11 protein-coding genes are annotated in these 11,999 nt (G+C 67.4%); 4 read left to right on the forward strand and 7 right to left on the reverse strand.

The annotated features are described in order from the left end of the window. Window positions 1-30 precede the first annotated feature (30 nt). Together VM780_RS11175 and xoxF5 are read right to left on the reverse strand one after the other, a co-directional pair. The gene (locus tag VM780_RS11175; RefSeq protein ID WP_325447348.1) at window positions 31-882 is read right to left on the reverse strand and encodes a substrate-binding domain-containing protein; all 852 of its coding nucleotides are present in this window, start codon (window positions 880-882) and stop codon (window positions 31-33) included. 387 nt (window positions 883-1,269) lie between these two features. Then, window positions 1,270-3,078, reverse strand: coding sequence for a lanthanide-dependent methanol dehydrogenase XoxF5 (gene xoxF5, locus VM780_RS11180; RefSeq protein ID WP_325447349.1), 1,809 nt, complete (start codon window positions 3,076-3,078; stop codon window positions 1,270-1,272). A 664-nt stretch (window positions 3,079-3,742) separates the two neighbouring features. Here xoxF5 and VM780_RS11185 point away from each other — a divergent pair. The 4 genes from VM780_RS11185 to VM780_RS11200 are packed head-to-tail and all read left to right on the forward strand — an operon-like array spanning window position 3,743 to window position 6,991. Next, a complete protein-coding gene (locus tag VM780_RS11185; protein WP_325447350.1) occupies window positions 3,743-4,315 on the forward strand; it encodes a hypothetical protein in 573 nt (190 codons plus the stop codon). After that, on the forward strand, window positions 4,312-5,736 hold the full coding sequence (locus tag VM780_RS11190) for a DUF6513 domain-containing protein (protein WP_325447351.1): 1,425 nt from the start codon (window positions 4,312-4,314) through the stop codon (window positions 5,734-5,736). Before VM780_RS11185 ends, VM780_RS11190 begins: the two co-directional genes overlap by 4 nt. Then, window positions 5,733-6,299, forward strand: a complete 567-nt coding sequence (locus VM780_RS11195; protein ID WP_325447352.1) for a DUF447 domain-containing protein — start codon at window positions 5,733-5,735, stop codon at window positions 6,297-6,299. The genes VM780_RS11190 and VM780_RS11195 overlap by 4 nt, the downstream gene beginning before the upstream one ends. Continuing rightward, window positions 6,296-6,991: a (5-formylfuran-3-yl)methyl phosphate synthase gene (locus VM780_RS11200; RefSeq protein WP_325447353.1), complete on the forward strand. Its 696-nt coding sequence runs from the start codon at window positions 6,296-6,298 to the stop codon at window positions 6,989-6,991. Before VM780_RS11195 ends, VM780_RS11200 begins: the two co-directional genes overlap by 4 nt. Before the next feature lie 10 nt (window positions 6,992-7,001). Here the strand turns inward: VM780_RS11200 and VM780_RS11205 are convergent, their stop codons facing one another. Genes VM780_RS11205 through VM780_RS11225 form a run of 5 tightly spaced genes read right to left on the reverse strand, consistent with a single transcriptional unit; the run spans window position 7,002 to window position 11,961 of the window. Next, window positions 7,002-7,805 carry a formylmethanofuran dehydrogenase subunit C gene (locus VM780_RS11205; RefSeq protein WP_325447354.1) on the reverse strand — a complete coding sequence of 268 codons (804 nt, stop codon included), beginning with the start codon at window positions 7,803-7,805 and terminating at the stop codon, window positions 7,002-7,004. Beyond that, on the reverse strand, window positions 7,802-8,698 hold the full coding sequence (fhcD, locus tag VM780_RS11210; protein WP_325447355.1) for a formylmethanofuran--tetrahydromethanopterin N-formyltransferase: 897 nt from the start codon (window positions 8,696-8,698) through the stop codon (window positions 7,802-7,804). The genes VM780_RS11205 and fhcD overlap by 4 nt, the downstream gene beginning before the upstream one ends. Further along, window positions 8,695-10,353, reverse strand: a complete 1,659-nt coding sequence (locus tag VM780_RS11215; RefSeq protein WP_325447356.1) for a formylmethanofuran dehydrogenase subunit A — start codon at window positions 10,351-10,353, stop codon at window positions 8,695-8,697. The genes fhcD and VM780_RS11215 overlap by 4 nt, the downstream gene beginning before the upstream one ends. Further along, complete coding sequence (locus VM780_RS11220; RefSeq protein WP_325447357.1) at window positions 10,350-11,594, reverse strand: hypothetical protein; 1,245 nt, start codon at window positions 11,592-11,594, stop codon at window positions 10,350-10,352. The genes VM780_RS11215 and VM780_RS11220 overlap by 4 nt, the downstream gene beginning before the upstream one ends. Next, window positions 11,587-11,961 (reverse strand): 4a-hydroxytetrahydrobiopterin dehydratase, encoded by a 375-nt coding sequence (locus VM780_RS11225; protein WP_325447358.1) that lies wholly within the window; start codon window positions 11,959-11,961, stop codon window positions 11,587-11,589. The genes VM780_RS11220 and VM780_RS11225 overlap by 8 nt, the downstream gene beginning before the upstream one ends. Window positions 11,962-11,999 lie beyond the last annotated feature (38 nt).

The raw sequence follows: 11,999 nt of genomic DNA on the forward strand, positions 1-11,999 counted from the left end.
CCCGGGGCGGCGTCACCAGAGGCAGGCAGGTTACTGAGAGACTTCGATCGGCCGATCCTGCTCGTCGAGCAGAGGAACGTGGTAGGACGCCAGGATCCTGTTGATCTCCGACTGGTTCTTCTTGATGAAGTCGTTCAGCCGATGCTTCCAGTTGTCTTCGCCGGGCCGAATGCCAAAGGTCAGGCGATAAGCCATCGGCGGGCCGCCGCGCTCCTTCACCAGCGGCGTCGCCACTAGGTCCGGGACCTTAGAGGCGAAATAGCCGCCGATCGGCCCCCAGAGCACGCCGGCGTCGATCGCGCCGGATTCGACGTCCTTGATCATCTCCTCAGCCGGCGACTCGTAGCGCCGGTCGACCGTCAGCGAGTACGGCTTCGCCTTCTGCATCAGCCCATACTGCACCAGATAGCTCGCGGTCGGACTGCCCGCGGTCACGCCGATCTTCGCCGTCTTGAGCTTCGGATCCGCCAGCGTGTCGACGCCGTCAAGCGGCCCGCCCTTCTTGACGATGAGGACCGAGGTGGAGCGGAAATAGGCGTTGGTGTTGAGGTAAGGGTCGGCGCCGGAGGGGACGCCGAAGACGACGTCGCAGCGCTTCGAGCCGAGGGTCATCCGGTAGAAGCCGGTCGCCTGGGGAAACCAGGTGTAGACGAGCGGCACGCCGAGATCCTTCGCGAGAAGCTCGGCGATCTTGTTCTCGAACCCTTCGCCGGCCTCGTTGGAGAGTGGCATGTCGGCCGGATCCGCACAGACGCGCAGCGTCGCGCGGCTCACGAGATCGGACGTCTGTGCGGCCGCAGGCGCGGCGATCCAGCTGGCGAGGCCAAGCGCGGCGATCGCCGCGGCGGGCCAGCCGCCCAAAATGGCGCGTCGATTTCTCATCCGAGGCAAACTTCCTCCTAAGCGCGGTTACCCGACGTTTCTTGTAGCGGTCGCCAAGGCCCGCGAGACGCCTCGGCCGGCGGACGCGCCGCCGATCGGAGCCCGGCGAGCGGCGCGACGGTAATGCGCTCCTAATGGGGCGCGTTCAAGCGGCGGCCCGCCTCAAGCAATGAATCGCCTGTAAGCGGGACTCCGAAGTCTCTCCGCCCAGCCGAGCTCATCATCCAGCGCCGCCGGCGCTTCGGTCGGGACGGCAGGCCCTTCGCAGCAGTCGACGAACTGGCGGGGAATCTAGAGAGACCTCCAGATACGGAAAGACCCGGCCATCGGATGATGGCCGGGTCCCTATTTCCCGAAATCAGCTGGAGGCTGACTTCGCTTTAGCGCTTACGAGCTCGGCAGCGAGAACACGGTCAGCTGACCGCCGAGAGCCGTGTACTGCGAGAGAGCCGCGTAGCCGCCGACCGCGCCGAGGCCGTCAGTCGGGTTGGCCAGACCGGCCGCAAGGCCGATGCCCGCCCAGCCGCCGACGCCCGAGAGCACCGCGACGAACTGCTTGCCCTTGTGCTCGTAGGTCATGACGTTGCCGATGATCCCGGACGGGGTCTTGAACTTGTAGAGTTCCTTACCCGTCTTGGCGTCGACAGCCTTCAGGTAGCCTTCGAGCGTGCCGTAGAACACCACGCCGCCAGCGGTCGCCAGGGCGCCCGACCAAACGGAGAACTGCTCCTTGTTCGACCAGACGATCTTACCCTTCTTGCCGTCCCAGGCGATGAAGTTGCCCATGCCGCCATGGCTGTTCGGCGCGGGGTACATCGAGAGGGTGGCGCCGACGTAAGGCTGGCCAGCGGTGTACGAGACGCGGAACGGCTCGTAGTCCATGCAGACGTGGTTGGTCGGAACGTAGAACAGCTCGGTCTCCGGCGAGTAAGCCGCAGGCTGCTGGTCCTTGGTGCCGAGCGCCGCAGGGCAGATGCCCTTCGAGTTCACGTCTTCGCCGTTCTGCTCCGTGGAGTACTTGGCGACGACGAGCGGACGGCCGTAGGTCTTGGACGACTTGTCCATGTCGACCTTGGTCGCCCAGTTCACCACCGGGTCGTACTTCTCGGCGACGAGCAGCGCGCCCGTCTCGCGGTTCAGCGTGTAGCCGAAGCCGTTACGGTCGAAGTGCGTCAGGAGCGGCTGATCCTTGCCGTCGACCTTCTGATCCGTGAGGATCATCTCGTTGATGCCGTCATAGTCCCACTCGTCGTGGGGGGTCATCTGGTAGACCCACTTGGCCATGCCGGTATCGACGTCACGCGCCCAAATGGTCATCGACCACTTGTTGTCGCCCGGACGCTGCTTCGGGTTCCAGGTCGAGGGGTTGCCCGACCCGTAGTACATCAGGTTCAGCTTCGGATCGTAGGAGTACCAGCCCCAGGTGCAGCCGCCGCCGGTCTTCCACTGATCGCCTTCCCAGGTCTTCAGCGAAGAATCCGCGCCGACAGGCTTGCCGAGCTCGGTGGTCTTCTCCGGATCCATCAGCGTGTCGCTGTCCGGACCCATCGAATAGCCGCGCCAAACCTGCTTGCCGGTCTTGGCGTCATAGGCCGTGACGTGGCAACGCACGCCGAACTCGCCGCCCGAGATGCCGACGATGATCTTGTCCTTGACCGGCAGAACGGTCGCGGTGTTGGTCTCGCCCTTCTTCGGGTCGCCGTTGACGACCGACCACTTCTTCTCGCCGGTCTTGGCGTCGAGCGCCACGACCGTCGTGTCGGCCTGATGCAGAATGATCATGCCGTTGGTGTAAGCGAGACCGCGGTTAACGGTGTCGCAGCACATCACCGGAATGACGCTCGGATCCTGCTTCGGCTGATACGTCCAAACGATCTTGCCGTTGTCGTTCAGGTCCAACGCATAGACGTTGTTCGGGAACGGCGTGTGGACGTACATCATGTCGCCGATCACGAGAGGCGAACCCTCGTGGCCGCGCAGAACGCCGGTCGAGAAGGTCCAGGCGACCTGGAGCTTCTTGACGTTGTCCTTGGTGATCTCGTCGAGCTTGGAATAGCGGGTGTTGGCGTAATCACCAGTCTGAATGACCCACTGCTTCGGGTCCTTCATCAGCGTGGCTACGTCTTCCTGCGCCAGCACCGGCCAGCTCAGGGCCGCGGAGCAGAAGAGCCCCGCCGCGATTGCGACTTTGCGCATTCGTTATTTCTCCCTCTTATACGCAGTCCTTAGTCAGCCCCTCGCTGGCCGTGAGGCTTTAAAGGAGCAGAGTGCTTATTATTGGACTTGCGCCTTCAGCATCGTGTCACGGTTTGTCGGCAAAGCGTTCGCGGGCCCAAGCCCCAAATCGCTCCCGCATTCCTACGATCCGCCGCCCCTCTTTATGGAGTTTCGCGTAGAAGCTGAAGACTGCGGCGGACCGTAGCTCCCTTCCCCAGGGTTCGCAACAGGACTTTAAGATATAAGGGCATTATTATGATTTTGCTGCGTTTGCGAACTTATTATATTGCGCTGCGTTATCACCGTTTTCGGGCTTCGCCGGTCGGGCGGCGCTCGCGGCCAGGCCGCGACGGCCGCCATCGCGTGGTTGCGGCGCGTTGGTCAGCTCGACCTTGGCTCTACAGCGCCTCTAGTTAACAGAGCTGCCGAGAGCGCAGCATAGCCGTCGGGCCGCGCCGAAGGGCAGAGGCCGCGCCGGACCCGCAAGGCGGATTGCGGGCCGAAGATGCGTCGGCTCACCGCCCGGCTCGTGAAAGCGGCGACGGCCTGCAAATTGAGAACCGCCCGGCGCGCTGATAGGGTCGCGCCAACGAAGCGCCGAGCGACGCATGAAGCCTGGGTCCGCGAGCCTATGAAACCGACGGTGGTGAAACTCGGCGGCAGCCTGATCGGGCCTGTCGCGCTCGACCCGCTGCTCGCCGTCGCTCAGCGTCATGCGGCGATCGTGGCGCCGGGCGGCGGCCGCTTCGCGGACGCCGTACGCGATGCGCAGGCTGAACTCGGCTTCAGCGATGCCGCCGCGCACCGGATGGCGATCCTCGCGATGGAGCAGGTCGCGCATCTGCTGCACGACCGGGCGCCGACCTTCCTGACATGCGCCTCGCTCGCTGATTTCGAGGCTGCGCGCGGCCGACCGGCTCTGTGGCTTCCGAGCCGGATGGCCTCCGCGGCGCCGCTTCCTGCCAGCTGGGACGTCACCTCCGACAGCCTCGCTCTGTGGCTGGCCTGCGCGCTCGGCGCGCGTAAGTTTGTTCTGGTCAAGGCGGCCGAAGCGCCGAGGGCCTCCTCCCCGGCGGATTGGGCGCGCGCCGGCTTGGTCGACCCTCAGTTCCCGCATGTCGCCGAAGCCTTCGCCGGCGAGATCGTCTGCGTCGGCCGTGCGTCGCCCGAGGAACTCGCAGCGGTCCTCTCCGCGCCTGTCAGCGTCGCCGCGTGAGCGCTGAACGGGTCGCCCTGCTGACCGGCTCGCTCGCCGAGGAGCGTCTCGCGCGTCTCGCCGACGAGCTGCGTGGCGATGCGCTCGATCCGGTGGTGGTCAATATCGGCGTCAAGGTCGCGGCGCTGATGACGGCCGAGATCATCGAGCGCCGCCTGAAAATGCCGGAAGGCGTCGATCGGGTGGTGCTCCCCGGCCGTTTCCGCGGCGATCTCGCGCGACTGAGCAGCCGCTTCGGCGCGCCCTTCGAGAGGGGCCCGGAGGAGCTCGCCGATCTCCCGACGTTCTTCGGACGAGGCGGCGTGGAGCCGGACCTGTCCCGGCAGGATTGCCTGATCTTTGCGGAGATCGTCGACGCCACCGCTTTGTCGGTGGAGGAGATCGTCGCCCGCGCCGGCTTGCTGCAGGCCGACGGCGCCGACGTGATCGACCTCGGCTGCATGCCGGACACCGCCTTTCCGCATCTGGAAGACTCCATCGCAGCGCTCGCCGGGGCGGGCTTCCGTGTCAGCGTCGATTCCGCGGACGGCGAGGAGCTTGCGCGCGCCAACCGGGCGGGCGCGAGCTACCTTCTCAGTCTTCACGAAAACACCCTCGGGATCGCCGACGAGGGGGGCGCCGTCCCGATTCTGGTGCCGGCCTCGCCGGGCGACATGGCCTCATTGCTGAGAGCCGTCGACGCCATGGAGGCGAAGGGCGCGCCCTATCTGGCGGACCCGATCCTTGATCCGATCCATTTCGGGTTCACCGAGTCGGTCGTGCGTTACGCCGAGCTCCGCCGGCAGCGGCCGCAGGCGCCGATCCTGATGGGCATCGGCAATGTCACCGAACTGACCGACGCTGACACGACCGGCGTCAACGCGATCCTGATGGGCATGATCTCGGAGCTCAGGATCGCTGCGGTGCTGGCGGTTCAGGTGAGCCCGCATTGCCGAACCGCGGTTCGGGAGTTCGATCGCGCCCGCCGGGAGTTTTTCGCCGCGCGCGAGGCGAACTCGCTGCCGCAGGGATTTGGCGGCGGGTTGATGGCGCTGCGCGACCGGCGGCCGGTCACTTCCACGGCCGCCGATATTGCGACCTTGGCGGGCCAGATCCGCGACGCCAATTACCGTATTCAGGTCAGCGAGGCCGGGGTGCACGTGTTCAATCGCGACGGCCACCGGCTGGCGGTGGACCCGTTCGATCATTTCCCCCACCTGGCGGTGGAAGGCGACGCCGCGCACGCCTTCTATCTGGGCGTCGAGACCGCCAGGGCCGAAATCGCGTTCCGGCTCGGCAAGCGTTACGCGCAGGACGAAGGCCTGCGGTTCGGCGTCGTCGCCGGCACCGCGGAAAGCGTCGAGGAGGCCCACAAAATGGGGTTCAAGGAGGCCGGCTCCACAATCGCCGCCAAGCGCGGCGCCAAAGCCGAGCCGTCATGATCCGCGAGACGATCGTCACCACCCTGTCGCCAGATGGGGTCGCGCATGTCGCGCCGATGGGCGCGACGCCGATCGAGGAAGGCTGGCTGCTGCAGCCGTTCCGTCCATCGACGACGCTCGACAACTTTCTCGCGACGCGCTGCGGCGTGGTGAACTTCACCGATGACGCGCGAGTTTTCGCGGGCTGCGTCACCAAGAGGCGACCCACCTGGCCGACGGCGCCTGCGAGCGAGATTCCGTCGGTTCGCCTCCAGGCGGCGCTGTCGCATCACGAGGTGCGCGTGGCGCGCATCGACGGAGACGGCGAGCGACCGAAGCTTCACTGCGTCGTCGTCGCGGAGAGGATCCACCGCGCCTTTCTGGGCCTCAACCGGGCCGTCGCCGCCGTCCTCGAGGGCGCAGTCCTGGTCAGCCGCCTCAACATGCTGCCTCCTGAGAAGATCGACGCCGAGTTCGCCTATCTGCAGATCGCGATCGACAAGACCGCCGGACCGGGCGAGCTCGAAGCCTGGCAGTGGCTGCTCGACGCGGTCCGCGAGCATCGCGCCCGGGCCGCGTCATGAGCGGGCTTCTGGCGAGCGTCGCGACGCTGGACGAAATGGATCTCGTCCGCGCCGGCGGGGCGGACATCGTGGACTTGAAGAATCCCGCGCAGGGGGCTCTCGGCGCTTGGGAAAGCTCAGCTCTCGAGGCGGCAGTCAGGCGGTGGCGGACATGGCCGGCGCCGAAGCCGACGCTGAGCGCGACGATCGGCGATCATCCGATGGCGCCCGAGACCGTGCGCGCGGCCGCCGAGCGCGTGGCGGCGACCGGCGTGCCGCTCGTGAAGCTCGGGCTATTCGAGGGCGACGTGTCCGGCTGTCTCGCCGCGCTGCGCCCGCTCGCGGCGACGACGCAGCTGATCGCGGTGTTCTTCGCCGACCGGGCGCCTGATTTCGCCCTGCTTCCGGAGGTGGCGGCGGCAGGTTTCCGCGGCGCAATGCTGGACACCGCGGACAAGGCCGCCGGCGGTCTACGCACCCATCTCGACGAACCTGATCTGCGCCGCTTCGTTTCGCGAGCGCGCAGCCTCGGTCTGCTGACCGGGCTCGCGGGCTCGCTGAAACGGGAGGACGTCGCGCCGCTCGCCGCCATCGGGCCGGACTATCTCGGTTTCCGCGGCGCGTTGTGCGAAGGCGGCCGCACCGGTCGCCTTGATCCCGCCTCCATGATCTCGATCCGGCAGGCCCTGGCGGAAAGCCGCCAGGCGGCCTGACCGGTCGACGTCACATACGGCCGGAGGGCGCGACGATCAGGGCTTCGCCCTTGCCGCCGGCGTAGAGATCGCCGGCGAAGCGCCGGGCGCGCGTGACCTCCGGGCCGAGGAAGGCCGCCAGTTCGGCCGACCGCCTGACGAGCACCCGGAGCAGCACGAGGTCGTGCTCGCCTGCGTCCCTGAACCCGCCCGAAAGGCCTTCGGCGGCGCGCAGAAACAGCGTGCCGCGCTTCATCCCGCGTCCGGCGGAGCCCGCCAGCCTGCCCCCGACCGCCAGCGTGCCGGCGATCAGATCAGCGGCCGCGTCTTTGCCGGCATCGCCTTCGATGACCACGACCCCGCCCCGCAGCCTCTCGCCCGCGCGGGCGCCGGCCGAGCCGCCGACGATCACGACCCCGCCGCTCATGCCGCGCCGGCTGCCATCGTCGGCCGCGCCGAGGCGTTCGCCGGCGTCGCCGCCGATCGCGATCTTGCCGCCGGACATCTCGCTCGCCGCGAAGGCGCCGGCCGAACCCTTCACGGAGATCACGCCGCCGCTCATCTTGCGGCCGAGACGGGCGCCGACGTCGCCGCGCACGACGATCTCGCCCTTCGTCAGCCCTGCGCCGACGCCGTCGAGCCGGGCGTCGCCGGCCTCGATCGTCAGCCGCTCGGCGCCGGAGCCCGAGACGTCGAACAGCTCGCCCAGCTCCACGACGCGGCCGCCATAGGGGATCGGCCGCTTCGCAAGGTCGCCTTCGGCGCCGGGCAGCACGCCCGAAAGGTCGACGCGGGCGTCGAAAGCGCCGCGCGCGGTGAGGATCACGCCGGTCACGCCATGATCTCCCGCAGCTTGAAGTGGAACGGTCCGAGATTGCCGCCGTAATTGCCGGCGTCGATCGCCACCACCCCCTTGGCGCGGCCGAGCGCGACGACCGCCTCGATGCCGGCGCGGGTGCAGGCCGAAACGGCCTCCGGCGAGACCCCGTCGATCACGATCTCCATCACGGAGGCGACCTCCGGCGGAAGCTGCGTCGCGGTCTGCGCCCGAAGCGTCGGGCAGTAGAAGTTATTGGTGGACGCGAACATGCCCTTGTACTTCGAGCCCACCTTCGAGCCGGACCGGACGACGCCGCCGGGGAACGGGAGAATGCAGCCCTCGACCTTGTCCATGGCGTCGACCGCGGCTTCCGCGGCGGCCAGCGCCTCGCCGCGCGAGGTCGCCAGGATCAGGATGTTGCCGCCGCCGACGCCGGAGGTCGTGCCGCTTTCATGATCGCAGACGAACTCGCCTTCCATCACGGGAATGCGCCAGATCCGGCGGCCGTCGACATTCTTGGCGATCTGCCAGCCGTCGCCAAAATAGCGCAGCGCCTTGCCGATCGAGACCGTGTCGCCACCCGTCATGCCCGCAAAGCAGGCCGACGTCGGGGAGGTCAGCACGCACTGGCCGATGCGCAGCGGCACGACCGACTTCAGCCCGTTGATGTCCATCGCGAAGATCAGCACGGCGACGCCCGGCCTGCCGTCCGGCGTCTCATCCGCCGGGACGACCCGCTCGACGCCGGCCTCGCAGCCGCAGCCGATGACCGAGGTCGCGAAGCCCGTCATGGTCTTGGCGGCCGTCATCGCCCAGCGCGGCGTGTCGGCCGTGATGATCAGGCGCGTCCCGACCATGGGGAACGCTTCCGCGAAGCTGTCGCGGATTTCGACGCCGTTGAGGATCATGCGGACCTCTTGGTGGCGTGCACGACCGTACCCTGGCCGTCGCGGATCTCGTGGTCCTGCAGCTTGAAGGTCTTGGCCTTGAAGCCGATCGCCTCGTCGAACCAGCGGTCGAGCTTGGCGTCCATGCTCTTGTCGTAGTCCGGCGCGACCGAGTGGGTGCGACCATAGACGACCTCGACGATCTCGCCGTCCTTCACGACGACCTTCCCGTCCTTGAGGACGTATTCGGCCTTCGAGAACATCGCCTCTCGGTCCGGATCGTCGCGGTAGATCACGACGTCGCCGGCCGCCCCGGCGCCGAGATGGCCGCGGTCCGTCAGGCCCAGGATCTTGGCCGGCGCGGCGCGGGTGACGATCGCGATCTCCTCGAGCGTGTACTCGCGCGTGAGCTCGTTCAGGATCGAGTGCTTGCGCGCGGACTTCGGAAGCTTGGCGAACTGTTCGTCGCGGAACGGCTTGTCCATCAGCAGCCGCAGCAGATGCGGATAGGTGGTGAACGGGGCGCCGTTCGGGTGATCGGTGGTCAGGAAGATCCGCCACGGGTCTTCCACCAGCAGGAACAGCTCGAGGCCGATCGCCCACTGCAGCGCGTTGACGAAGGACTTGTCCTTGTACTCGAAGGGCACGATCCCGCAGGCCGCGTCCATCTCGATGTCCATGCCGATCCAGCGCTTCGGCGTGGCGATGCCGCGATTGCGGTGCTGCGACATCAGGTCGGCCGAGGCCGTGACCGTCTGGCCGAACATGATCTGTCCGACGTCGACCGAGATGTTCGGGTTCTTGTTCACCGCCTCGGCGATCTTCACCGCGCCGGAGGAGAATTTCCGGTCGCCCTCCGTGCCGTAGGAGTGGAACTGCACATGCGTCATGTGCAGCGGCAGGCCCTCGGTCGCCGCGATCGTGTCGAGCGTGGTCTGCTCATTGCCGGGCACGCCGAGATTGCAGCCGTGCAGGTGGATCGGATGAGTCAGTCCGAGCTCCGTCACCGCGCGGATCAGCGTGGTGAGGATCTTGCGCGGCGTGATCTCGTAGTGCGGGTTGGCTTCGTCGAGGTCGAGCTTGCGGGCGTTGAACTTGAACGCGTTGATGCCGCCCGGATTGACGATCTTGATCGCCATGCACTTGGTCGCCGCCAGCATCCAGGCGACGTAGTCGTTGACCGCCTGCTGCCCGGCCCCGCTCGCAATCAGGTCGAGCAGGAAATCATCGTTGCCGAGAACCAGATAGCCGCCGGTGTCGAGGAACGGGATGTCGCCCATCTCGTAATGCATGTGGCGCGCATTGGCGCCGACCACGGCCGGCTCGAAGGCCGCGGTGTAGCCCATCTCCACATAGCGGCAGCCGGTGGCGTGCGCCGTCATGGTCGAAAGACCGCCGCCGCAGGCGCAGAACGGCCCTGAGGGCTCCCGGATCGCGCGCTGCTCCTCGACCATCAGCAGACGCGCGATGTTCGACTTGCCGCCGGCGATATGAGTGTGAATGTCGATCGCGCCGGCCATCACGATCCCGCCCCGGGCGTCGATCGTTTCGGTCGCGCCGTCGCCGGCGTCCGACGCGACGATGCGGCCGTCCCGGATGAAGATGTCGCGTTCGACGCCGACTTCCCCGTTCGCCGGGTCGAGGACCTTCCCGCCGGTGATGCGCACGGCGCTCATGACAAACGCTCCCGAAGACCCTTGGCGACCGTCGCGATGCTCGGCAGGCCGGCGTCGCGATATCCGCCGAGGGGAATGCTCACCACGGTGTCGGTCCGGAACGCGAGGCCGCGATGGTCGAGGCCGGGCTGTCCGACCGGCACGAACACTTCCGGTTCGCGCTCGAAGCTCGTGTCCGGATGCGCGAACGCCACCACCTGGCCTTCGAAGGCCGGCGGCTGCTCCGGACGGAACGCGGAGGTCCAGATCAGCAGATCGCCCGACTTCAGCGCTTCTTCCGTGCTGTTGAGCAATTGGTCGTGGTCGGCCTTGCCGCCGCGGAACGCGGTTCGCAGCGGGAATCCGATATTCCAGAGGAACGCCTGATTGGCGCCGATGAGGTTGTCCCGACCGGCAAGCGGCAGACAGGCGGCGCGGGTGTCGACGTTCAGGATGTCGACGATGATCGAGGCGCGCTCGACGATCAGGTCGCCATCGCCGCCGAGCATGCCGGCGCTCCAGGCGAGCACGCCGTAATGGGCGCCCTTCAGACCGGCCGCGAACGCGGCGAGATCAGGCCCGCCCGGAACCTCCGGCGCGCCGGAGATCAGCCCCTGCAGACGCGACAGCGCGTCCAGCAGCTCGCCCTCCGCAACCGGTATGGTCTCGATCTCGACGCCATCGAGCTGGCTGCGCGCTTCTTCGGAGGGCGCGCCGCCGAGAAACACGACCTTTCGCTTGCCCTTGATGAAGCGGCCGGTCGGCGGCGTGATCCGGTCGTACAGCCGATGGAAGTCCCTGGAGGGGTCAGGGCCGATCACGACCAGCAGGTCGCAATGGTTGCGGACCTCGGCCAAGGTGGTCGCGATCCAGCCCTTGCGCTGCGATGTCGAGATGTTCCGGAACAGCCCGGCCGACGCATAGTGGTCCACGCTGCCGCCGGTCTTGCAGGCCAGCTTGATCAGCGCCCGAACGCCGTCGACGTCGGTTCCGAGCCCGCCATAGACCGGCGACCGAGCGGCGGCGACCAGTTCGGCCGCGGCCGCCAGCGCCTCATCGAGCGACACCTCGCGCCCCATGACGCGGGCTGAAGGAACCGGATCGGCCGAACGCCGGAACAGCGCGGCGGCGCGCCCGCAGGCGCCCTCCCCGGCTTCGACCGCGTTCCCCTGAACCCTAAGCGAGACGTCGTCGCAGCCCAGGCCGCAGAACGGGCAAACGACGTCGTGGTGCGTAATGCCGCCGCCGGCGACGTCAGTCATATTTCACATAGGCGAAGCGCTGGTCGCCCTGCGGCGTGCCCTCGAGCGCGCCGCCTTCCAAGCCGGGCTGCCACTGAATGACGCTTTCTATCTTCTTCGCGAGTTCGAAGTCGCGATCGGTGATTCCCTTGGCGTCGTGCGACATCAGCCGCACCTCGACCCAGGCGTAGGAGGCGGTGATGTCCGGATGGTGCCAGGCGGCCTCCGCCAGATGGCCGACGGTGTTGATCACCATCAGCGTGCTCTTCCAGCTCTGGGTCTTGTAGGTGCGCCGGATCCAGCCGTCCTCCAGCCGCCACTTCGGCAGCTCGGCGGCGAGGCGGGCCTCGACCTGGTCTGGCGGAATGACGGCTTTTCGTTCGGCCATTGGCGGACGGAGCCCCAAAACACTGGAAGTGGCGCGAG

The sequence above is a fragment of the Hansschlegelia sp. genome (genome assembly GCF_035538955.1).
Classification (GTDB): domain Bacteria; phylum Pseudomonadota; class Alphaproteobacteria; order Rhizobiales; family Methylopilaceae; genus Methylopila.

What these genes read in the sequence shown, in the direction of transcription:
- VM780_RS11215 (WP_325447356.1), bottom strand. Translation starts at nt 10,353, where the DNA reads ATGAGCGCCGTGCGCATCACCGGCGGGAAGGTCCTCGACCCGGCGAAC.
- VM780_RS11195 (WP_325447352.1), top strand. Translation starts at nt 5,733, where the DNA reads ATGATCCGCGAGACGATCGTCACCACCCTGTCGCCAGATGGGGTCGCG.
- VM780_RS11225 (WP_325447358.1), bottom strand. Translation starts at nt 11,961, where the DNA reads ATGGCCGAACGAAAAGCCGTCATTCCGCCAGACCAGGTCGAGGCCCGC.
- VM780_RS11220 (WP_325447357.1), bottom strand. Translation starts at nt 11,594, where the DNA reads ATGACTGACGTCGCCGGCGGCGGCATTACGCACCACGACGTCGTTTGC.
- xoxF5 (WP_325447349.1), bottom strand. Translation starts at nt 3,078, where the DNA reads ATGCGCAAAGTCGCAATCGCGGCGGGGCTCTTCTGCTCCGCGGCCCTG.
- VM780_RS11175 (WP_325447348.1), bottom strand. Translation starts at nt 882, where the DNA reads ATGAGAAATCGACGCGCCATTTTGGGCGGCTGGCCCGCCGCGGCGATC.
- VM780_RS11200 (WP_325447353.1), top strand. Translation starts at nt 6,296, where the DNA reads ATGAGCGGGCTTCTGGCGAGCGTCGCGACGCTGGACGAAATGGATCTC.
- fhcD (WP_325447355.1), bottom strand. Translation starts at nt 8,698, where the DNA reads ATGATCCTCAACGGCGTCGAAATCCGCGACAGCTTCGCGGAAGCGTTC.